Annotated in this window: 23 protein-coding genes; 9 read left to right on the top strand and 14 right to left on the bottom strand. The window is 68.9% G+C overall.

The features are described 5' to 3' along the window. Positions 1-15: 15 nt before the first annotated feature. Complete coding sequence (locus tag ABD212_RS05265) at positions 16-858, bottom strand: carbohydrate kinase family protein (RefSeq protein ID WP_344091929.1); 843 nt, start codon at positions 856-858, stop codon at positions 16-18. Beyond that, on the bottom strand, positions 858-1,769 hold the full coding sequence (locus ABD212_RS05260; RefSeq protein WP_344091927.1) for a pseudouridine-5'-phosphate glycosidase: 912 nt from the start codon (positions 1,767-1,769) through the stop codon (positions 858-860). Before ABD212_RS05260 ends, ABD212_RS05265 begins: the two co-directional genes overlap by 1 nt. A gap of 149 nt (positions 1,770-1,918) precedes the next feature. Between ABD212_RS05260 and ABD212_RS05255 the strand changes: the two genes are divergently transcribed. Further along, a complete protein-coding gene (locus tag ABD212_RS05255) occupies positions 1,919-2,179 on the top strand; it encodes a DUF6458 family protein (protein ID WP_344091925.1) in 261 nt (86 codons plus the stop codon). 62 nt (positions 2,180-2,241) lie between these two features. On the opposite strand, the gene ABD212_RS05250 is transcribed toward ABD212_RS05255, so the two are convergent. Further along, complete coding sequence (locus tag ABD212_RS05250; protein WP_344091923.1) at positions 2,242-2,985, bottom strand: class I SAM-dependent DNA methyltransferase; 744 nt, start codon at positions 2,983-2,985, stop codon at positions 2,242-2,244. Between ABD212_RS05250 and ABD212_RS05245 the strand changes: the two genes are divergently transcribed. Next, a complete protein-coding gene (locus tag ABD212_RS05245; protein ID WP_344091921.1) occupies positions 2,984-3,130 on the top strand; it encodes a hypothetical protein in 147 nt (48 codons plus the stop codon). The genes ABD212_RS05250 and ABD212_RS05245 overlap by 2 nt on opposite strands. Positions 3,131-3,167: 37 nt before the next feature. Here ABD212_RS05245 and ABD212_RS05240 read toward each other — a convergent pair whose 3' ends face one another. Beyond that, entirely contained in the window at positions 3,168-3,659 is a 492-nt protein-coding gene (locus ABD212_RS05240) for a winged helix-turn-helix transcriptional regulator (protein WP_344091918.1), read from the bottom strand. 74 nt (positions 3,660-3,733) lie between these two features. On the opposite strand from ABD212_RS05240, the gene ABD212_RS05235 reads away from it, so the two are divergent. Both ABD212_RS05235 and ABD212_RS05230 read left to right on the top strand, forming a co-directional pair. Next, the gene (locus tag ABD212_RS05235; RefSeq protein ID WP_344091916.1) at positions 3,734-4,324 is read left to right on the top strand and encodes a dihydrofolate reductase family protein; all 591 of its coding nucleotides are present in this window, start codon (positions 3,734-3,736) and stop codon (positions 4,322-4,324) included. Further along, positions 4,324-5,136, top strand: a complete 813-nt coding sequence (locus tag ABD212_RS05230; RefSeq protein WP_344091914.1) for an MBL fold metallo-hydrolase — start codon at positions 4,324-4,326, stop codon at positions 5,134-5,136. Before ABD212_RS05235 ends, ABD212_RS05230 begins: the two co-directional genes overlap by 1 nt. An 80-nt stretch (positions 5,137-5,216) precedes the next feature. Here the strand turns inward: ABD212_RS05230 and ABD212_RS05225 are convergent, their stop codons facing one another. The 4 genes from ABD212_RS05225 to ABD212_RS05210 all read right to left on the bottom strand — a co-directional run bounded on the left by ABD212_RS05225 (position 5,217) and on the right by ABD212_RS05210 (position 7,866). Then, entirely contained in the window at positions 5,217-6,113 is an 897-nt protein-coding gene (locus ABD212_RS05225; protein WP_344091912.1) for a DNA-3-methyladenine glycosylase family protein, read from the bottom strand. A gap of 138 nt (positions 6,114-6,251) precedes the next feature. Further along, positions 6,252-6,551 carry a DUF6510 family protein gene (locus ABD212_RS05220; RefSeq protein WP_344091910.1) on the bottom strand — a complete coding sequence of 100 codons (300 nt, stop codon included), beginning with the start codon at positions 6,549-6,551 and terminating at the stop codon, positions 6,252-6,254. Next, positions 6,551-7,276, bottom strand: a complete 726-nt coding sequence (locus ABD212_RS05215) for a ferredoxin reductase (RefSeq protein ID WP_344091908.1) — start codon at positions 7,274-7,276, stop codon at positions 6,551-6,553. Before ABD212_RS05215 ends, ABD212_RS05220 begins: the two co-directional genes overlap by 1 nt. Next, positions 7,273-7,866, bottom strand: coding sequence for a sulfite oxidase-like oxidoreductase (locus tag ABD212_RS05210; RefSeq protein WP_344091906.1), 594 nt, complete (start codon positions 7,864-7,866; stop codon positions 7,273-7,275). Before ABD212_RS05210 ends, ABD212_RS05215 begins: the two co-directional genes overlap by 4 nt. Positions 7,867-8,052: 186 nt before the next feature. On the opposite strand from ABD212_RS05210, the gene ABD212_RS05205 reads away from it, so the two are divergent. After that, positions 8,053-8,607, top strand: a complete 555-nt coding sequence (locus ABD212_RS05205) for an HdeD family acid-resistance protein (RefSeq protein WP_344091904.1) — start codon at positions 8,053-8,055, stop codon at positions 8,605-8,607. Between the two features lie 63 nt (positions 8,608-8,670). On the opposite strand, the gene ABD212_RS05200 is transcribed toward ABD212_RS05205, so the two are convergent. Further along, entirely contained in the window at positions 8,671-10,653 is a 1,983-nt protein-coding gene (locus ABD212_RS05200) for a S9 family peptidase (RefSeq protein WP_344091902.1), read from the bottom strand. Positions 10,654-10,656: 3 nt separating this feature from the next. Then, positions 10,657-11,421: an SDR family oxidoreductase gene (locus tag ABD212_RS05195; RefSeq protein WP_344091900.1), complete on the bottom strand. Its 765-nt coding sequence runs from the start codon at positions 11,419-11,421 to the stop codon at positions 10,657-10,659. A 123-nt stretch (positions 11,422-11,544) separates the two neighbouring features. Between ABD212_RS05195 and ABD212_RS05190 the strand changes: the two genes are divergently transcribed. From ABD212_RS05190 to ABD212_RS05175, 4 genes are all read left to right on the top strand, one after another. Next, the gene (locus ABD212_RS05190; protein ID WP_344091897.1) at positions 11,545-12,048 is read left to right on the top strand and encodes an NfeD family protein; all 504 of its coding nucleotides are present in this window, start codon (positions 11,545-11,547) and stop codon (positions 12,046-12,048) included. Beyond that, the gene (locus tag ABD212_RS05185; protein ID WP_344091895.1) at positions 12,041-13,003 is read left to right on the top strand and encodes an SPFH domain-containing protein; all 963 of its coding nucleotides are present in this window, start codon (positions 12,041-12,043) and stop codon (positions 13,001-13,003) included. The genes ABD212_RS05190 and ABD212_RS05185 overlap by 8 nt, the downstream gene beginning before the upstream one ends. Further along, entirely contained in the window at positions 13,000-13,779 is a 780-nt protein-coding gene (locus ABD212_RS05180; protein ID WP_344091893.1) for a glycerophosphodiester phosphodiesterase family protein, read from the top strand. Before ABD212_RS05185 ends, ABD212_RS05180 begins: the two co-directional genes overlap by 4 nt. Positions 13,780-13,914: 135 nt before the next feature. Further along, positions 13,915-14,298, top strand: a complete 384-nt coding sequence (locus ABD212_RS05175) for an RNA polymerase-binding protein RbpA (RefSeq protein WP_344091890.1) — start codon at positions 13,915-13,917, stop codon at positions 14,296-14,298. 3 nt (positions 14,299-14,301) lie between these two features. Here the strand turns inward: ABD212_RS05175 and lnt are convergent, their stop codons facing one another. The 4 genes from lnt to tatA form a co-directional block, all read right to left on the bottom strand. Next, positions 14,302-15,906, bottom strand: coding sequence for an apolipoprotein N-acyltransferase (gene lnt / locus ABD212_RS05170; protein ID WP_344091888.1), 1,605 nt, complete (start codon positions 15,904-15,906; stop codon positions 14,302-14,304). Between the two features lie 9 nt (positions 15,907-15,915). Then, the gene (locus tag ABD212_RS05165) at positions 15,916-18,432 is read right to left on the bottom strand and encodes a DEAD/DEAH box helicase (RefSeq protein ID WP_344091886.1); all 2,517 of its coding nucleotides are present in this window, start codon (positions 18,430-18,432) and stop codon (positions 15,916-15,918) included. Between the two features lie 13 nt (positions 18,433-18,445). Further along, entirely contained in the window at positions 18,446-19,207 is a 762-nt protein-coding gene (gene tatC, locus ABD212_RS05160; RefSeq protein WP_344092454.1) for a twin-arginine translocase subunit TatC, read from the bottom strand. A gap of 65 nt (positions 19,208-19,272) precedes the next feature. Further along, positions 19,273-19,530, bottom strand: a complete 258-nt coding sequence (tatA, locus tag ABD212_RS05155) for a Sec-independent protein translocase subunit TatA (protein WP_344091884.1) — start codon at positions 19,528-19,530, stop codon at positions 19,273-19,275. Positions 19,531-19,612: the final 82 nt, after the last annotated feature.

Below are 19,612 nucleotides of genomic sequence, written 5' to 3'. Positions count from 1 at the left end.
CACCGCGAAGGAGGTTCACAGGGCGCCCGCGCGACGGAGCGCGCTCATCGCGAGCGTGCTCCCCGCGCGGGCGCTCTGTTGGGGCGAGGCGCCGGACAGCGCGGCGGTGAGGTACCCCGCCGCGAAGGCGTCCCCCGCGCCGGTGGAGTCCACCACGTCGGCGACACGTTCCACGGGCACCTCCACGGCGGCTCCGTCGATGCGGACGATGACAGGATCTCCGCCTCGCTTGACGACGTAGACCCCGGTCAACGCCGGGTCGAGTCCGAGTTGCGCGGCCGCGGCTGCCTCATCGGCGTTCGCGAAGACGACGGCGGGCGCGACGGCGGCGAGGATGTTCGAGAGCGTGTCGGCCCCGAGGTCTCGCATCGTCGCGACGCTCGAGAGGTCGAGACTCGTCGGGACGCCACGATCGGCGAGCAGGCGGGCGGTCTCGAGCAGCGCCGCGCGCGACGGCGGCGCAGCGAAGCCGTACAGCGGTAGATGCACCCACTCGGCATCCGTCAGCCACTGGGGATCGATCGGCCCGAGTTCGGCAGCCGCACCGCGGTCGGTGATCATCGTGCGCTCGCCCCCGGCATCCACCAGCACGACGATGGCTCCGGTGCGGCCTGCCCGTTGCACCCGCACGTCCACGCCTGCGGCCGCGAGCTCGCCTGCGAGGGTGCGGCCGAGCGTATCGTCGCCCACCCTCCCGATGAACCGGACCGGACGGCGTGGGCTCGCCGCGACGGCGACGTTGGCGGCGCTGCCACCCCGCGTCAGGCGGACCTCCGCGGGATTGTCGGTGCCGTGCTCGAGGGCAGCGCCCCCCAGCACGATGAGGTCGGCGACGAGGTCGCCGATGACGACGAGCATCAGGGTGCGGCCGCGAGGACGAGCGCGATCTCGGCGCCGAGGGCCACGTTGCCGCGGTACACCTCGACGTTCACGTCGAGGCTGCGCCCCGCTGTCTCGCGCTGGAAGCAGTCGAGCAGGAACGGCGTCGTATCGTGTCCGGTGACCCCGGACGCCTCGGCCGCGGCGAGAGCACGCGTGAGCACATCGTCGTGCAGGGCAGGCGGCAGCTCGTGCTCCACCGCCACCGGGTTCGCGACCAGCAGTGTGGATGCAATGCCGAGCGCGTCGCGCTGCCGTGCGATGTCGGCGATCTCGGCGGGGGAGTGGACGGAGTACTCGATGTCGTGCCCCGAATCGGCGATGTAGAACCCGGGGTAGTCGGTCGTCCGGTAGCCCACGACCGCCAGGCTCAGGGTCTCGAGGCGTTCGAGAGTGAGCGGGATGTCGAGAATCGACTTCACGCCTGCGCTCACCACGACGAGTGGAAGCGTCGCGAGGGTGCTGAGGTCAGCCGATTCGTCGAACGTCTGCTGCGCACCGCGATGCACACCACCGAGTCCGCCCGTCGAGAACACCCGAACCCCGGCGCGGTGGGCGAGATACGCGGTCGCCGCCACTGTGGTCCCGGCGCTCAGTCCCTTCACCGCCGCCACGGCGAGATCGCGCAGACTCGCCTTCACGACGCCCGCTGAGGTGGAGAGGCGCTCGATCTCGTCCGCGGTGAGTCCGACGGTCGGCACTCCGTGGACCACGCCGATCGTCGCGGGAACCACCCCCGCGCTGCGCACCCGCTCCTCAGCCTCGAGCGCGACATCCAGGTTGCGAGGCCGGGGGAGCCCGTGCGTGAAGATCGTGGACTCGAGCGCGAGGACCGGTGCCCCGTCCGCGATCGCCGCCCGCACGGCATCCGACACTCTCAGACCGACCATGCCGTCAACCTTTCGTCCTGCAGTCACCACATTGGAGCATCCGGTGTCAACCCCCTTGGCAGTTTGCCATGCCAACAGCGATTCTGATGGGCGAGGCGCTCCAGCGCCGTGTCCCAGGGGCGCATTGCGACCCCGGAAAGGAACCTCGCATGAGCATCGGAGCAGGGATCGTACTGTTCGCCATCGGAGCCATTCTCGCGTTCGCTGTGAACGTGCAGCTGGATTGGGTGAACCTCGACATGATCGGCTACATCCTGATGGCAGCGGGAGCGGTGGTCTTCATCCTCGGCCTCGTGCTGATGATGCGGCGCCGCCAGTCGGAGAGCGTCACGCGCACAGCGGTCGACCCGGCCGCGAACGAGCGCGTCACACGCCGGTCCAGCAGCACCACCCCGGACGACACCCTCTGACACACAGCAGAGCCGAAAGCCCGGATCAGGCGGCATGCCTCCCGATCCGGGCTTTCGCTGTCTCAGCGTTCCGCGGGCTTGCGCCAGACCGACACGTGACTCTCGCTCTCGGAGGTGAAGGGCGCGCCCAGCCAGTCCGCGCTTCGCTGCTCGAGCCGGAGGCCGGCGAGTTCGGCCATCAGGTCGCATTCGGCAGGCCAGATGTAGCGGAAGTTGCTGAAGCCGTATCTCGCCGTTCCGTCGGGCAACCGCCGGTAGTGGTGGGAGGTTCCCTGCTGCGTGACCAGGTCGTACGTGTCGAACCCGACGTGATCATCGCTGATCTCGAAGGGCACGGCTTTCTGACCCGGCGGAAGCCGGCGGATGCCGGGCACCCACAGTTCGACGACGAACCGGCCGCCGAGAGCGAGATGTCGCGCAGCGTTGCGGAAGCACGCCACCTGCTCCGCCTGCGTGCGCAGGTTGCCGATGCTGTTCCACACGACGTAGACCAGCGAGAACTCTCCGGGAACGCGGGTGGTCGCCATGTCACCGGCCAACACGGGAATCGCGTCGGCCGGCGCCTTGGATCGCAGCCGGTCGATCATGGGCTGCGACAGCTCGATTCCCTGCACCGGGATTCCGCGATCGCGCAGCGGGATCGCCACACGCCCCGTGCCGATCGCGAACTCGAGTGCGGGGCCCGCGCCGGCCAGGCGAGCCAGCATGTCCACGGCCGGCTCGACGACCTCTGGAGCGAACATGTCGGCCGAGTCGTCCTCGAAGCGGCGGGCGGTGTCTTCGTCCCAATAATCGCTGCTGGTCATGTCGCGATGGTACGGCGCGCACGCGGGACTCGCGTTCCACGGCGGCCAGGCGCGCCACCGCAACGCCCCGGCCCGCGTGGATCCCAGGGCGGGCTACGACCAGCGCAGGGTCTTGGCCGGGCAGCTCGGCGAGTGCTGGCGCTGACGCCGACGGAACCGCGTCGCCACGACATCCGGATCCGTCACGGTGGTGTCGCATCGGATGCGGGGGGGCTGGCGGCCAGGCGCTCGAACGCGCCCGGACCGTCGTGTGGCCTCGCCGGGGCATCGAGGTGGCGAACGCGAAGCTCATCCATGAGCTGCTCGATGAACGCCGAACCCCCGTCGCGCATGACCTGCTGCCGGCTCTGGAGCTCGACGGCTGCGGAACGCCAGTCGAGGCCCCAGTCGCCCAGGGCGCAGAGGATCGGCACGGTCCGGATGCCGGCCTCTGTCAGGCTGAAACGCGCCCGCTGCCCTCGGGCCGCGGTGCCGCGGGTGAGCAGTCCCGCATCGAGGAGGCGCTTCAGGCGATCGGCGAGGATGTTCGAAGCGATGCCTTCGATCGACCCGGTGAGCAGGGCCCGGAAGTAGCGGCGGTCGCCGAAGATGACATCGCGCAGCACGAGCAGCGACCAGCGATCACCGAGCACCTCGACGGCCGCACTGATCGGGTCCCCGGACCGTGGTTCCACGATTCCTCCTTGACAGGTGTTTCGCACTCAATATAGTGGTTGCAGAACGCAATCACTATTCGAGAAGAGAACTGATGGGCCGCTTCGTCTATTCGATGAACGTGTCGCTCGACCTGCGGATCGAGCAGGTCGCCGGGGACAACGGCGCGGGGGAGTGGATCCGCATCGACGAGGAGCTGCACCGCGAGTTCAACGCCCGGGCACGTGAGGCCGCGCTGATCGTGCACGGGCGGGTTTTCTACGAGACCATGGAGGAGTTCTGGCCGAGTGCGCGTGAGGATGCGTCGCTGCCGGACTTCCTGCGCGAGTACGGCGAGATCTGGACCGCCAAGCCCAAGGTGCTCGTCTCCCGCACTCGCCGCAGCGCGGATCACAACACCCGGATCATCGGCGGAGACGACGCGATCGACCAGCTCGCCGTTCTTCGAAGAGGCACCGACGGCATCATCGGCGTGGGGGGCGCGGCGCTGGCGACGCAGCTGCTTCGGGCGAGGCTGCTGGATGAGCTGCTGCTGACCACGCATCCCGCGATCCTCGGCTTCGGCAGACCCTTGTTCGACGAATACGACATGCCGATCGATCTCGACCTGCTCGAGCAGCGGTCGTTCGAATCCGGCGTCACCATGCATCGCTACGCCATCCGGGATGCAGGGAAGGGCGACTGATGCTCGAAAGGGTCGCGGACGGTGTGCTCATCCACCCGAGCGCGTTCATGCAGACCAATACGGTGGTCGTCGAGGGGCCGGATGGCGTGCTGCTCGTCGACCCCGGCATCTCGAGCGACGAGATGGCAGGCATCGCGAGCGACCTTCGCGCGTCGGGCCGCCCCGTGGCGGCGGGCTTCTCCACCCATCCGCACTGGGATCACCTGCTCTGGCACGCCGGGCTCGGCCAAGGACCCAGATACGGCACAGCTCGAGGTGCGGCGGCGATCAGAGCCCGGATGTCGGACCTTGGCTGGCAGGAAAGAGCCGCGGGGATGATCCCATCCGACGCGGGTGACGTGCCGCTGGACGAACTGTTCGGCCTCATCACCGAGCTGCCCGCCGACGCGACGAGGTTGCCCTGGGATGGCCAGGGGATCCGGATCATCGAGCACCAGGCGCATGCCCCGGGGCATGCAGCCCTGCTGATCGAGGACCCCGGAGTCCTCGTCGCGGGCGACATGCTCTCGGACGTCCTGGTTCCGATCCTCGACCTGGGCGGCGGCGCCGACCCGATCGAGGACTATCTCACCGCGCTGGACCTGCTCGAGGATGCGGCGGGTGACGTCGATGTCGTCGTTCCCGGCCACGGCTCGGTCGGCGGAGCCGGCCAGGTTCGCGCGCGGATCGACCGGGACCGGGAATATCTGCACGCGGTGCGCGACGGCGAGGACCCCAGCGACTCGCGGATCGGCCCATCAGCCACGCCGGGCTGGGAATGGGTGAGCGACCTGCACGCCGGACAGCTCGAACGCCTGCGTCAGCGACGCTAGCTCACACGTGTCTGATCAGCGCCGGGGAGGGGCTCGGGCTCTCGATCTGACATAATGTGCATTATCGGCTATTCCGCTCGTCACGACATCGAGCCCATCGTGCTCTCGCCGGTGTCGCGGGCACGGATCTCGCGCATCGCTCGAAGATGAACAGCAGCCCAGCTGCGGAACGGCCGCCACACCTCGGACAAGGACGCGGCCGATCGGTCCGACCCGTACTGATGGGCGATCTCGGCGTCGAGCCTGCGTTCGGCCGTCGGCATCACGTCCGGAGCGTTCGCGCCGCGGATGACGACGAGCTCGGCGGCGAACGGACCGAGGCCCTTGATCTGCTGCACGCGCTCGATCGCGTCAGCGGCATCGATCGAACGCAGCGCCGCGCCATCCAGGATGCCGTCGAGCGCGGCTTCGGCAACGGCCGCCAGGTACTCGTTCTTGCGGCCCGGCAGCTCCAGGTCGAGCGTCCTCAGGGTGGTCGGCGTCGGGAACGCGCCGTCCTCGCCGTATCGGCTCACGATCTCACTGCGCAGGACAGCGGCCTGCCGGATCCGGATGCGCTGAGACAGCACCGCCCACGCCGCGGCCTCGTACGGTGAATGGAACCCGCACGGCCGCAGGCCCGGCAGCCGTTCCTGCGCTATCGCGATGACCGGATCGCGGCGACCGACATCCGGCCATTCGCGTGCATCGATGTCGATGGACAGGAAGCGGCTCACCTGATCGGCAGCCGCCGCCAGATCGCCGTGGCCTGTGAGCGAGATCCGCGCGGAGCCGCCGTCCTGCACCACAACCGATTCGACCCGGTGCCAGTCCCTCTCGCCGAGGAACACCGTGTGGAGCGCTTCGGGCGCGTGCTGCGCCGACAGCGCGGCCGGCGCGAAGCCCTCCCAGAAGTCGCGGCTGGTCCTGAGCGACCAGGGACCGAGCACCTCACGATCCACGACCAGCGCGGGGGGCATCGTTGCATCTGCAGCCATGGTCGGAGCCTAGGCGCGACCTCCGACACGCGCAGCACCGCCTCTGTCAACCACTCGGAGCGCTTCGGCGTCGGCGAGGTCATCTCACGCGACACCGTGTCCTCACCACGATCGGGTGCGTGCCGGTGCTCATCCCGATCACGCTGGTGCTGGGCTCACCGCTCCCGGCTCGGAGATCACGAGTTCGCGGAGGGTTCCCACGACGATCCTCGTCTGCGACCCACCGCGGAGCACCGTCACGAGCGTGTGGGTGCAGCCACGGCAGCGGACGATCGCCGCGAACTCGTCGATCTCGACGATCGCCTCGGCGAACGGGGCCGCCGATCCGCATCCCCCGCAGGTGCCCACGATCGTGGTGACATCGCCTGCGAAGACCTCCGACAGGATGCCGGCCGCCGCGTTTCCGTCGACCACCACGGTGGCGTTCTCAGCTCTCATCACGCACCTCCGAAGCGCTCGGTCTTGACGCGGCGCGCATCGTGGCCGAGTTCCACCAGCGTGTCGGCGACATGCTCGACGAACCCCGTCGGCCCGCACACGTAGACCACCGGCATCCGGTCCGCCGGCCACACCGAGGTCGCCAGCGCCGCCTTGTCGACCCGACCGACCCGGCCTTGCCATTCCGGCGGCGCGGACCGCGTGTACGCCCAGGTGACGTCCACTCCCCCGGCCGCGATGCCATTTCCGAGCTCTTCGCGATATATCGCGTCTTGGGGGGTGCGTACCGAGTACAGCAGCCGGAACGGCACGTCAGCTGTGGCATCGGTCCTCGCTCGCGCCATGGCCATGAGCGGCACGATGCCCGACCCGCCCGCGATCAGCTGCACCGGCTGTGCTCCCCCAGGCCGCCACACGAAGTACCCGCCGAGCGGACCCTTGACCTCGAGCTCGTCGCCGGGAAGCACGTCGCGCACGAGGTAGGGCGAGACCTCGCCGTCGGGGATCTCATCGACCGCGAGCTCGATGGTGGGGGCGGAGCCGTACGAGCCCAGCGAGTACGACCGGACCGCCTGGTAGCCGTCCTCGGCGGTGAGCCGGATGTCGACATGCTGCCCGGGATCGCTTCCCGGCCAGCCCGGCACCTCGACGTGCAGCACTCGTGCCGTGGACGTCGCGGGCGCCACCTCGACGACCCGCGCGGACCGCCAGTCCCCGACGATCACCAGTAGCGCTCTTCGGTCCAGGGGTCGCCGTGCATGTTGTACCCGTTCTGCTCCCAGAAGCCCGGCTCATCCCGGGCCATCAGGGTGAGGCCGCGCACCCACTTCGCGCTCTTCCAGAAGTACAGATGCGGCACGAGAAGGCGCGCCGGACCGCCGTGCTCGGGGTCGAGCGGATCGCCTTCGAACTCGAAGGCCACCCACGCGCGGCCACCCCGCAGATCCGCCATCGGGACGTTGGTCGTGTAGCCGCCGTATGAGTGCACCATCGTGAAGTCGGCATCCGTCTCGACGTGGTCGAGCAGGGTGTCCAGCGATACGCCGCGCCACGAGGTGCCGAGCTTCGACCAGCGGGTGACGCAGTGGATGTCGGTCGCCACGTCCTCGATCGGCAGCGCCATGAACTGGTCCCATGTCCATGTGGTGACCATGTCGGCCTCGGTGCGGATGGCGAACGACCACTTGTCGGTGTCGATCTTGGGCGTCGGGCCTGCCGACAGCACCGGAAAGTCCTCTGTGATGTACTGCCCCGGAGGCAGCCTCGCGTCGCTCTCCCGCCGCCGGGCGCCGAAACCTCTCGAGAAGACCGCCATCTCTCCCCCTACCTGGTCAGAAGCTCGCACGCTCACGGTAACGCGCCTGCCGCTCCAGCGCGAGAACGGATCTGGCAGCAGCGGAACGGAATGCCGCGACACACGCGGAATCGTTCATCCCCTATTGCCGTAACAGGTCTAGGCTGAGGCGCGCACCTCACAGGGAACTCTCAGAAAGGGCATCTCATGTCCAGCGAAACATCGGCCGAGCGATCGGCCATCAACGGCATCCGCACCGCGCTCGGTGTCGGCGGCGTCCTCGCCGTCATCGTCGGCATCCTGATCCTGGCCTGGCCGGGCAAGACCGCCATGGTCGTCACGGCCATCATCGCCATCTACGCGATCGTCGCGGGCCTCGTGTATGCGGGCCTCGGCATCTTCTCGAAGAACCGCGGCGGCTGGTCCCGTGTGGGCCACATCGCGCTCGGCATCCTGTTCATCATCGCCGGCGTGGTCGCATTCCTGAACCTCAGCCAGACCACGGCGTGGCTCGCGGTGTTCCTCGGCATCCTCGTCGGCATCATGTGGATCGTCGAAGGCATCGTCGCGCTGTCGACGCTCGGCGACGCGCGCTCGAAGGTCTGGTCGATCATCTTCGCGATCATCAGCATCATCGCCGGTATCGTCCTGCTGTTCTCCCCGCTGTGGGGAGCCGCCGTGCTGTGGTGGCTGCTGGGCATCGCGCTCGTCGTCCTCGGCATCATCAACATCATCCGCGCCTTCACCTACCGGGGCGACTGACACCAGGAACACCGGAAGGCCCGGGACCGCGAGGTCCCGGGCCTTCCGCGTGCGAGCGGCGGTTCAGCCGATCGGCAGCTTCCGCCGCCACCAGTCGAGCACCGCTTCGAATCGCTCCACGCGATGGCGGGGCTGGCCCGACCTCGTCAGCTCATGGTCCTCACCGGGGAACACCAGCAGCTCGGCATCCGTCCCCTGACGCTTCAGTGCGCTGTAGTAGCGGGTCGCCTGTTCGAGTGGGCAGCGGAAGTCCAGCTCCGAATGGATGACGAGAGTCGGTGTGGTCACATGATCGACGACGGCCATCGGGCTCTGGCGCGCGATGACTCCGGAGTCGATGCCCACGTACTCGTCCCCGAAGAAGGCGCCGATGTCGCTGGTGCCCTGGAAGGAGACGGGGTCGAGGAATGCGCGCTCGACGATCGCGCCGGCGAAGCGATGATCGTGCGCGATCACCCAGGCCGTGAGATAGCCGCCGTATGAACCGCCCATGATGCCCACGCGCGATCCGTCGAGGGACGAGTCCGCGGCGACAACTTCCTCGAGGAAGTCGATGACATCGGCGAAGTCCACCGTTCCCATCGCCTGGCGGATGACGCGGCCGTGTTCGCGCCCGTAGCCGGCCGATCCGCGCGGGTTGCAGTACACGACGGCATAACCGGCGTCCACGAGCACCTGCGTCTCGTCGAAGAGATGGATGCCGTAAGAGGCATACGGGCCGCCGTGGATCTGCAGGATGACGGGGAACGGGCCGTCCCCCTGCGGAGTGGCGACCCAGCCGTGCACCGGATAACCCTCGCGCCCGTCGATCGTGAGCTCGCGAACGGACGCGATTCCCGCGTGTGCGGCCGGCGCGCCGAACGCGGTGAGAGTCCGCGGCTCGCCGGACTCCACCAGCATGAGCTCGCCGAACGACTCCGGCGTGGCGATCGCGGCGAGGATCCTGTCAGCCGCCGACGCGTGACCCGCCACCTCGACATCGCCGCCAAGCACCTCGGTGACCTGCCCCGAACGGGTGACGCGCAGCAGCCGCACGCGTCCTCGCGTGCGGTCCTGCACGAGGAAGTCATCGCCGATCGGCGTGATGTGGCTGCCCACCTCGCCGAGGTCCACCGTCTCGGGATCCGTCAAGGCGCGGGGGCCCGACGGCTCGACGATCCAGAGCGCCACGCCCGGTGCGACGAAGTCGATGCCTTCCGGGCCCACGTCGCTCGCCAGCAGCGCGATCGTGCCGTCGTCGGCGACGGCGACCTCGTCCACCGAGAGATTCGCGTCGCGGCCCAGCACCTCGCGCTCGCCGCTGCCGTCTGCGCGGACGGCGGCGACGACGGAGCGCAGGTCTCGGCGCATGGGTTCGATGTCATCGATGACCGTCAGGATCTCGTCGCCCGCGAACACCGCGCCCGATTGGGACGGCCCGTCCTCACCCAGGGGCGTCGCCTGGTGCGCCAGCACCTGCTTCTTCTTCGGCTTCTCATCCTCGGCGCCGGTGACCGCCGCCGGCTCGTAGAACGGCTCGCTGTCGGTGGAGGGCGCCTCGATGACGAACAGGCGGGACGGCCGATCGGCGAGGTAACCCAGCCCGTTGGCGTGCCACCGCACACCCGTGATGCGCCGCGGAGCCTCGGCCGCGGCATCCAACCCCTCGACCGAGCCGTATCGTCCCGGCTCGGGGACGCGTGCAGTGAACGCGAGCACGTGCCCGTCCGGCGACCAGTCGAACTCGCTGACGCCGAGCGCGGCATCCGTCGCCTGCACGGGCTCACCGCCGCCGCCGTCGACGACGAAGATCTGCGGCTTGCCCTTCGCGTCGCCGCGAAGGAAGGCGATCCGCGAGGCATCGGGCGACAGCCGTGGTGCGGAGTCGGCGGTGCCCCGCGTCAGGCGCCGCGGCGCGCCGTCGGGGAGGTCGATGCGCCACAGCTGACCGACGGCGCGGTTCGCGACCAGATCGGGACGCGAGACCGCGAAGACGGCGAATGAACCGTCCGGGGCGATCTCGGGGCGTCCGACCGAGACGAGCTTCTCGATGTCTTCGGCGCGCACCCGTCACTCCCCCGCGAACGAGCCGGTGTCTCCGACCAGACGGGTGTTGTCGGAGGGGATCGGATCCACCGCGGCGCGCGCGACCTCGGCGGCGAACTCGCTGACGTTGTAGAGCTTTCCCGCCGACTCGCGACGCTCGGCGATCGCGCCGGGGTTCGCGCGCTCGAGCAGGGTCGCGGTGATGGTGCCTTCGATCATGTCGCCCGACACCACGACGAACTCCACGCCGCGCTCGGTCAGCGCGGGGATGCGCTCACGCAGTGCGTCCTCGCCCGCACGCTTGGACAGCGCAACGGGTTCGTACTCGGGCATCGTGGGAGTGGTGCGGATGAAGTGGGCCTGATGGCTCGTCACGAACACGACGCGCCCGCCCTCGCCCAGCAGCTGCAGCGCAGTCTCGAGCACGGAGACCTGGGCGTCACGGTTGAGCTTCAGCGCGTAGTCCTCGGCCATCCCCGACTCCATGCCGCCCGACGCGTTCAAGACCAGGATGTCGAGGCCGCCGAACGTGCGCTTCACCTCGTCGAACATCGCCTGCACCGAATCGGGGTCGGTGAGGTCGGCGCCTACGACGAGAGCCTCGACGCCCAGTGCGCGCAGATCGTTCGCGAGCTTCTCGGCCCGAGGAGCCTTGTTGCGGAAGTTGATGACGACGTTCGCGCCCGCCTCGGCGAAGTACCGGACGGTGTCTGCGCCGATGCCGCGCGAAGACCCGGTGACCAGTGCGGTCCTGCCTTTCAGCGAGTCGGCGGCGAGAGGCTGGAACATGGTGGCGGCTCCTGACGGATCGGCGCCCGGACGGGGTCCTCCGGGCCGATTCGACCCTATCAACCGCGGGTGTTCCAGCCGGTGTTAGGGTTCCAACAGAGGCGAAGAAGGGACTGGGCGAAGGTGCCGGATCTCACGCAGTACATGTGGATCGGATGGCTGGCACTCGCGGTCATCTTCATCATCATCGAGCTCGTCACGCTGGAATTCACGTTCCTCATGCTGGCGACCGGCTCGCTCATCGGCGGGCTGGGCGTGAACCTGCTCGGCGGCCCCTGGTGGCTGCAGATCGTGGTGGCCGCAGTGCTGTCGGTCCTGCTGCTCTTCACGATCAAGCCGCTGCTGCTGCGCCGACTGCATCGCAGCGATCCGGACGCGAAGACCAACGTCGACGCGATCTACGGCCAGGGCGGGCGCGTCATGTCGCGCTTCACCGACACCAAGGGCTTGGTCAAGCTCGACAATGGCGAGACCTGGACGGCCCGCCTCGCGCCGTCGCAGTCGGGGGCAGAGCTGGATGTCGGCGATCGGGTCGTCGTCGCCGCCGTGTCGGGAGCGACGGTCGAGGTCGTACCGGCGAACACCGTGACCGGCACGGAAGACGGAAGGACTTCGCACAATGGCTGACATCGGCACGCTCGTCGGGCAGATCCTCGTGATCGCGCTGGTCGTCGCCGTGGCGATCTTCGTGGTCGTGGTGCTCTTCCGCTCGATCCGCATCATCCCGCAGGCATACGCCGGGGTCGTGGAGCGCCTCGGCCGCTACCAGCGCACGCTGAGCCCCGGCCTCAACATACTGGTGCCCTTCGTCGACCGGCTGCGTCCGCTGGTCGACCTGCGCGAGACGGTGGTGTCGTTCCCGCCGCAGCCGGTGATCACCGAAGACAACCTCGTGGTCTCGATCGACACGGTCGTGTACTTCCAGGTCAACGACGCCCGCGCGGCGACGTATGAGATCGCGAACTATCTCGGCGCCGTCGAGCAGCTCACCACGACGACGCTGCGCAACGTGGTCGGCGGGCTGAACCTCGAACAGGCTCTCACCAGTCGTGACGAGATCAACGGGCAGCTGCGCATCGTCCTCGACGAAGCCACCGGCAAATGGGGCATCCGCGTCAACCGTGTCGAGCTGAAGGCGATCGATCCGCCGCACTCCATCCAGGACTCCATGGAGAAACAGATGCGCGCCGAACGCGACCGGCGCGCCGTGATCCTGACGGCCGAAGGGTCCAAACAGTCGCAGATCCTCGAAGCCGAGGGCCGGCGGCAGGCGGACATCCTGCGCGCCGAAGGCGACAAGCAGGCCCAGGTGCTGCATGCCCAGGGTGAGGCAGAGGCGATCAAGACGGTCTTCGACGCGATCCATGCGGGCAACCCCGACGAGAAGCTGCTCGCCTACCAGTACCTGCTGACACTTCCGAAGATCGCCGAGAGCGCATCGAGCAAGCTGTGGATCATCCCGAGCGAGTTCACCGACGCGCTCAAGGGCATGAGCGGTGCGTTCACGGGCTCCATCATGGATGCCGCGAACGCGCCACGGGCCGAGCAGGAGCTGACCGGCGGCGAGCCGCCCTCGCCGTGACCCACCCCTGGTTCGAGGGCACGGCGCCGCCTCGCGTGCTCGCGCACCGCGGGCTGGTCCGATCCGAGGATGCCGCGCACGGCATCGCCGAGAACTCGTTCGCGGCGGTCGCCGCCGCTCATGCCGCGGGCTGCGACTACGTCGAGTCCGACTGCCACCTCACCGCGGATGGCAGGGTCGTGCTGTTCCACGACGAGGATCTCTCCCGCGTGACCGGCGACCCTCGACAGGTCGCGCAGGTGAGTGCGCGCGAGCTCGAGAAGCTCATGGCCCAGCGCGGCGGGCTCATCACGCTGGTGCAGGCGCTCGACGCGTTTCCGGACGTGCGGTTCAACCTCGACGTGAAAGTCCCTGATGCGGCCGTCCCCGTCGGCAGACTCATCGCTCCGCACGCGGAGCGCGTGCTGGTCACGAGCTTCTCCGACGACCGGCGCCGAGAGGCGCTCGAGGCTGCGCTGGCGGCGGGAGCCGGCATCCGTCCCGCGACATCCGCAGGGACCGCGACGATCGTCCGGCTGCTGGGTGCCCTCGCGGTGAGATCGGACCGTCTCGTGCACCGTGCCCTCGCCGACGTCGACGCCCTGCAGGTGCCCGAACGTCGCGGGCCGGTGCGGATCGTGACGAAGAGACTCATCGAAGCGGCTCACCGGCACGGCGTCGAGGTGCATGTCTGGACGGTCAATGATCCCGTCGCCATGCGCCGCCTCGTGGCGCGGGGAGTCGACGGGATCGTGACCGATCGAGCCGATATCGCGCTGCGGATCCTGAAGGACTGACCCGGGTGCGGGCGCCCCGCGAACGGATGGCGCCTCACACTGTGCATACACTGTGAAAGGTTCTCGAGAGCCCTGCGTTCGGAGTATCCGCTCAGGTCACTTCGTTATACCTGAAGACGACGAGAGGACCTCACCATGGCAGACCGCAGTCTGCGCGGCATCCGACTCGGCGCCCAGAGCCTGCAAAGCGAAGAGGGCGTCGTATTCCATGAGCGCGCACAGCACACCTACACGTGCACGTCGTGCGGACGTGACACGACCATGACATTCGCAGCCGACGCCGAGATTCCTCAGGCGTGGGAATGCCGCATCTGCGGCGCCGAGTCGCTGCTGCGCATCGGTGACGGCACCGCGACCGTCGACCACAGCGGCGACAAGGTCGCCCGCAGCCACTGGGACATGCTGCTCGAGCGGCGCTCGCTCTCCGAGCTCGAAGAGCTCCTCGAAGAGCGCCTCGCCTACGTGCGCTCGCGCCGTGGCGCTGGTGAAGACGTCACGCTCGACAAGATCAGCGCCTGACGCTCACGCATTCCGCGAGACGCCGGTTCCTTCGGGAGCCGGCGTCTCGGCGTTGCCCCGCCGTCGCGCGGCGATCACGCCCAGTGCCAGGATCGCCGCCAGGCTCCCCCATCCGATCACGGTCTGGATCGCGGCACCGGCGATGACGGCGGGGGTCAGGCCCGTGCGCAGCGGCACGTCGACCAGCAGATGCCCCGCCACGTCGGGAGGCAGTCCCGCGATCTCGGTGCCGTCGACCGCGATGACCTGACTGGTGCCCACCGTGGAGAGGTTGACCACGGCCCGGCCGGTCTCGATGGCCCGCATGCGGGCGAACGCCAGCTGCTGGAGGTTCTCGTCGGTGCCGCGGAAATCGGCGTTGTTCGTCTGGAACATGTACACCTCGGCGCCGTCGCGCGCGCCGTCCCAGATGACGTCGTCGTAGATGACGTCGAAGCAGATCGCGAGTCCCACCCCGGTGCCCCCGACATCGAAGAAGGGCTGCGACGTCCCCGGTGTGTAGCCGCGACCGATCAGACCGATGAGGTCGGGGGCCAGCAGATTGTAGAACCAGCGGTCGGGAACGTACTCGCCGAAAGGCACGGGATGCCGTTTGTCGTATACCTGCGCCGGGTTGTCGGCATCCGTCTTCCACAGCAGCGAGGAATTGAAGTACTGATCGCCCCGCGTGGTGACGGCGCTCACCAGCAGCGGCGCGCCGACCCGGTCGGCAAGGCCGTCGAGCACCGCAGCCGTCGAGGCATCCGTCGTCGGGTCGGAGTCGATCCCGCCCTCTGGCCACAGCAGGACGTCCATGTCCTGTCCCACAAGAGGCTCCGTCGCCGCCAGCTGCGCGTCGAGGACGGCGTTCGGCGTCCGCTCGTCGAAGTAGCCCGCCGGCCCGTTGCCCTGCACCGCGCCGACGCGGATGGTGCCGGCATCCGTCGTCGGGAACTGCGGAACGAGCACCAGCAGGAGCGCGGCGAGCACCGCAGGGAAGGCGTACCGGACGGTGCGGAACTGGCGGAGGCGGACGTATTCGAGCGCAGCCGCGCAGCAGAACACGATGAGGAACGTCAGGCCCGAGATCCCGACCCAGGACGCCAGATGTCCGAGAACGCTCGTCGACTGCGTGACGCCGACACGCCCCCATGGGAATCCGCCGTACGGCCATGAGCCGATGACCTGCTCGCGCATCGTCCAGAGCCCGGCGACGAGCAGCGGCAGCAGGGTGAGGCGCGCCCACCGCCCGGGGAGCGCGCGCGGCAGCCACCGGTATGCGAGGGCGATGGGGACGGCGAACACCGCGGTGAGCACGGCTTCCAGCATCGAGAGTGCGATCCACGGAACCGGCCCGAGGTAGCGGGCGGTGAACGACACGTTGACGAAGTAGAAGCCCGCGCCGAACGCGAAGCCGACGAGCAGCGCGCTCCAGGCCCGCCTGCCGATGAGGGCGACGAGTGCCATCGGCACGGCGACGAAGACGGTCGGCCACCAGCCCAACGCGGGGAACGCCGTCGTGAGCACGAGCCCGCCGAGTGCGGACACGATGACCGCTCCCCAGAGCGGCAGCGGCGCGGCAGGGCCCGCGATCGCGGGTCGGCTCGCGGAGGCGACGGGCTCGGGCACGCATCAACCCTAAACGGACGAGTACGAGACGATGCCGCGGCGAACGGCGTCGAGGGACTTCCGCGCGGTGGCCGCGAGGGCGGGTTCGGCGACGATCGAGAGCTGGTCGAGCAGGTCGATCGTCTGCTTCGCCCAGCGCACGAAGTCTCCTGCCGCGAGGTCGGCCTCATCGAGGACGCGGTCCAGGGCTCCGCCCCGCGCCCAGGAGTGCATCGCCCGCGCGAGCCCCGCGGCGATCGGCTCCGAGCCCGGCAGGCGATGATCGCGCTCGAGGTCGTCGAGTTGCTGCCAGAGCGCCTGCGTCTCATTCAGCGCCACCCGGAACACACCCCGCGGGAGCCCCCGCTCCCCCGTGCTCGCCTCGTCACGGCGCGGCTCGTAGACCAGGCAGCACGCGAGGGCGGCGAGGGATGCGGCATCCAGATCCTTCCACAGACCAAGGCGCAGCGACTCGGCGACGAGCAGGTCCCGCTCGCCGTAGATGCGGCGCATCGTGCGACCCGACGGGGTCAGCCTGGTGCCGCCGTCCTCGGCCACGCGGACGTAGTCGAGAGCGGCGAGCACATCGACGACGCGATCGAAGATGCGCGCGACGGTTCCCGTCCGGGCATCGATCTGCTGGCGCATCTTGTCGATCGTGCGCTTGAGTCGCCAGTAGCGCTCGGCCCAGCGGGCGTGGTGCTCGCGGTCGGGGCACTGATGGCACGGATGCCGCTGCATCCGCCGTCGCAGTCCGCCGATCTCGCGCTGGCGCGCGTCGCGCGTCGCGCGCGAGGCGTTCGCATCCTTCCGGTTGAGCTTCTCGGCGTCGCTCAGATCGCGGCGGATCGCGGAGTACTCGGCGAAGTCCCCGCGGTCGCACGTCATCGCCTTCTCGTAGCCCGAGAGCGACTCCTCCTGCTCCCGCACCTGCCGTGCGAGTCCCACCACGGCCCGATCCGCCTGGAACTGCGCGAACGAAGACTCGAGGATCTGACGCGCCCTCCCCCGCCCGAACTGGTCGATGAGGTTGACGGCCATGTTGTACGTGGGGCGGAAGCTGGAGTTGAGCGGGTACGTGCGGCGCGACGCGAGCGCGGCGACCTGCTGCGGATCGAGACCCTCGGTCCATTGGATCACCGCGTGACCCTCGACGTCGATCCCGCGCCGCCCCGCGCGGCCGGTGAGCTGCGTGTACTCGCCCGAGGTGATCGCCACGCGCGCTTCGCCGTTGAACTTCTCGAGCTTCTCGAGCACCACCGTCCTGGCGGGCATGTTGATGCCGAGGGCGAGCGTCTCGGTGGCGAAGACGACCTTCACCAGCTTGCGCTGGAACAGGTCCTCGACCACCTCCTTGAAGGCCGGCAGCAGGCCCGCGTGGTGCGAGGCGAGCCCCCGCTCGAGGTTGTCGAGCCAGTCGTAGTAGCCGAGCACCGCGAGATCCTCGTCGTGCAGCGTCCGCGTGCGCTCCTCGACGATCGACCTGATCTCGGCGCGCTCGTCGGGAGAGGTCAGCCGGACACCCGCGCGCCTCACCTGCTGCACGGCGGCGTCGCATCCGGCGCGGCTGAAGATGAAGAAGATCGCTGGAAGCAGGTTCGCCCGCCCGAGGAGCTCGACGACCTCGGGCCGGTCGAGCCGCTCGATCCGCTGCATGTTGGCGGAGCGCACCGGGCGCTTGCCGCCGCGATTCGGGCGACGGCGGGGCGCGTCGAACTGGCCCTTCTGCCGACTGCTGCTCATCGCCTGTGCGCGGCGGTTGTTCTCGTACATCGGCCCTTTGAACGAGCGGATGCGCATGAGCTCCTGGTTCACCTGGGCGGTCGCGATCCCCGCTCGATCGTCGAACAGCGGCAGCAGATCGCCGCGCACGAGGACATGCTGCTCGAGCGGCACCGGGCGGATCTCGGAGACGATCACCTCGGTGTCGCCGCGGACGGTGTCGAGCCAGTCGCCGAACTCCTCGGCGTTGGACACCGTCGCCGAGAGCGAGACGAGCCGCACGTCCTGCGGGAGGTGGATGATGATCTCCTCCCACACCGCCCCGCGGAACCGATCTGCGAGGTAGTGCACCTCGTCCATGACCACGTACTTCAGGCCGCGCAGTGCGGGCGAGTCCGCGTACAGCATGTTGCGCAGCACTTCGGTCGTCATCACGACGATGCGCGCACTGCCGTTGATGTTCGTGTCGCCGGTCAGCAGGCCGACGTCGTCCGCGCCGTACACGTCCTGCAGTTCGCGGAACTTCTGGTTCGACAGCGCCTTGATGGGCGTGGTGTAGAACGCCTTGTCGCCCTGTCCGTTGCGCACCGGCTCGCGCATCGCGAGGTGGACGGCGAACTCCCCGATGATCGTCTTGCCGGCGCCGGTCGGCGCGGCCACCAGGACGCTGCGTCCCTCTTCGAGCGCGCGGCATCCGGCCGATTGGAAGGGGTCGAGTGTGAAGCGCTGGGATGCCGCGAACGCGGTCGTGATCGGATGGCTCCGGTCCTGCTTGGCGAGCTCGGTGGCGCGCGCGTAGCGCTCAGCGGGACCGGGCGCGGTCACGCGGCGGGCCCCGTCACGCGGGCGCCTCAGGAGGCAGGATCGCCGCCACGCGCTTGGCGCGCCGACGGTCGAAGAGCAGCGACACGCCCGCGGCGGCGAGGAACAGCACCACGAGGATGCCCGACAGCAGCAGCATGCTGACGATGTCTGCGGCGGGGGTCGCAAGGGCTGCGAACACGATCGAGACCAGCACGGCGATGCGCCAGCCCTTCAGGATCGCCCGGCCCGACATGATTCCGGCGAAGTTCAGTGCGACCAGGAACACCGGAAGCACGAACGCCACCCCGACGACCAGCAGCAGCTTGAAGACGAAGTCGTAGTAGTACGACGCGTCGTAGAACGCCGCCGCTCCGGCCGGCACGAACGATGCCATCAACTCGACGATGTGCGGCATCACGACAAGGCCGGCCCAGCACCCTGCGAAGAACAGCGGTATCGCCGCGGCGAGGAATCCGACGGTGTAGCGGATCTCCTTGCGGGTGAGCCCGGGCATCACGAACGCCCAGATCTGCCACATCCAGATCGGCGCCGAGATCAGCAGGCCGATCGCGAACGACATGCGCAGCTTCAGATCGAATCCGGACGTCACCGTGCTGAACATCAGCTCGACCGCGCCCGTCTCGCCCCGCGTCTGCGCGACCTGCCGGATGGGCTCGGTGATGAGCTTGAGGACGGGATCCGTGATCAGGAATCCGACGGCCATCCCGACGACGAGCGCGAGCGCGGCGATCATCAGGCGCCTGCGCAACTCGACCAGGTGCTGCCCCAGCGACATCCGCTTGTCACGCCGCGGCACGTTCGGATCTTCGATGCGCGGCGGTCCCGCCGTGGCCACGGCCGTCAGGACTTGGTGTCTGCGGTTCCGCCCGCGTCTGCGCGGACATCGGTCGCCGGCGTCTCGACGGAGGCGGCGGTGCCGGGATCGGCGGCGGGTGCGGCCGCGGCGTCTTCGTCCTTCATCGCCTTCATCTCGCCGCGGAAGACTCGAGCCGACTGGCCCATGCTCTTGGCGAGCGCGGGGAGCTTCGCCGCGCCGAACAGCAACAGGATCACCGCGAGGATGATCAGGAAGTGCCACCCTGTAAGGCCTTGCAGCATGACGATGTCCTTTCGGCGGGTCAGTGATCATTGTAACCCGCGGGTTCGTGCGGGCCGCCGCGCGCGGCGAAGTCGTGTCGAG

The organism is Microbacterium deminutum, assembly GCF_039530205.1.
In the GTDB taxonomy this organism is placed as follows: domain Bacteria; phylum Actinomycetota; class Actinomycetes; order Actinomycetales; family Microbacteriaceae; genus Microbacterium; species Microbacterium deminutum.
Note: the sequence above shows the minus strand (reverse complement) of the source record. Positions and strands in the feature narration are given on the sequence as shown.

What these genes read in the sequence shown, in the direction of transcription:
- ABD212_RS05265 (WP_344091929.1), bottom strand. Translation starts at nt 858, where the DNA reads ATGCTCGTCGTCATCGGCGACCTCGTCGCCGACCTCATCGTGCTGGGG.
- ABD212_RS05260 (WP_344091927.1), bottom strand. Translation starts at nt 1,769, where the DNA reads ATGGTCGGTCTGAGAGTGTCGGATGCCGTGCGGGCGGCGATCGCGGAC.
- ABD212_RS05255 (WP_344091925.1), top strand. Translation starts at nt 1,919, where the DNA reads ATGAGCATCGGAGCAGGGATCGTACTGTTCGCCATCGGAGCCATTCTC.
- ABD212_RS05245 (WP_344091921.1), top strand. Translation starts at nt 2,984, where the DNA reads ATGTCGCGATGGTACGGCGCGCACGCGGGACTCGCGTTCCACGGCGGC.
- ABD212_RS05250 (WP_344091923.1), bottom strand. Translation starts at nt 2,985, where the DNA reads ATGACCAGCAGCGATTATTGGGACGAAGACACCGCCCGCCGCTTCGAG.
- ABD212_RS05235 (WP_344091916.1), top strand. Translation starts at nt 3,734, where the DNA reads ATGGGCCGCTTCGTCTATTCGATGAACGTGTCGCTCGACCTGCGGATC.
- ABD212_RS05230 (WP_344091914.1), top strand. Translation starts at nt 4,324, where the DNA reads ATGCTCGAAAGGGTCGCGGACGGTGTGCTCATCCACCCGAGCGCGTTC.
- ABD212_RS05225 (WP_344091912.1), bottom strand. Translation starts at nt 6,113, where the DNA reads ATGGCTGCAGATGCAACGATGCCCCCCGCGCTGGTCGTGGATCGTGAG.
- ABD212_RS05220 (WP_344091910.1), bottom strand. Translation starts at nt 6,551, where the DNA reads ATGAGAGCTGAGAACGCCACCGTGGTGGTCGACGGAAACGCGGCGGCC.
- ABD212_RS05210 (WP_344091906.1), bottom strand. Translation starts at nt 7,866, where the DNA reads ATGGCGGTCTTCTCGAGAGGTTTCGGCGCCCGGCGGCGGGAGAGCGAC.
- ABD212_RS05205 (WP_344091904.1), top strand. Translation starts at nt 8,053, where the DNA reads ATGTCCAGCGAAACATCGGCCGAGCGATCGGCCATCAACGGCATCCGC.
- ABD212_RS05195 (WP_344091900.1), bottom strand. Translation starts at nt 11,421, where the DNA reads ATGTTCCAGCCTCTCGCCGCCGACTCGCTGAAAGGCAGGACCGCACTG.
- ABD212_RS05185 (WP_344091895.1), top strand. Translation starts at nt 12,041, where the DNA reads ATGGCTGACATCGGCACGCTCGTCGGGCAGATCCTCGTGATCGCGCTG.
- ABD212_RS05175 (WP_344091890.1), top strand. Translation starts at nt 13,915, where the DNA reads ATGGCAGACCGCAGTCTGCGCGGCATCCGACTCGGCGCCCAGAGCCTG.
- tatC (WP_344092454.1), bottom strand. Translation starts at nt 19,207, where the DNA reads ATGTCGCTGGGGCAGCACCTGGTCGAGTTGCGCAGGCGCCTGATGATC.
- tatA (WP_344091884.1), bottom strand. Translation starts at nt 19,530, where the DNA reads ATGCTGCAAGGCCTTACAGGGTGGCACTTCCTGATCATCCTCGCGGTG.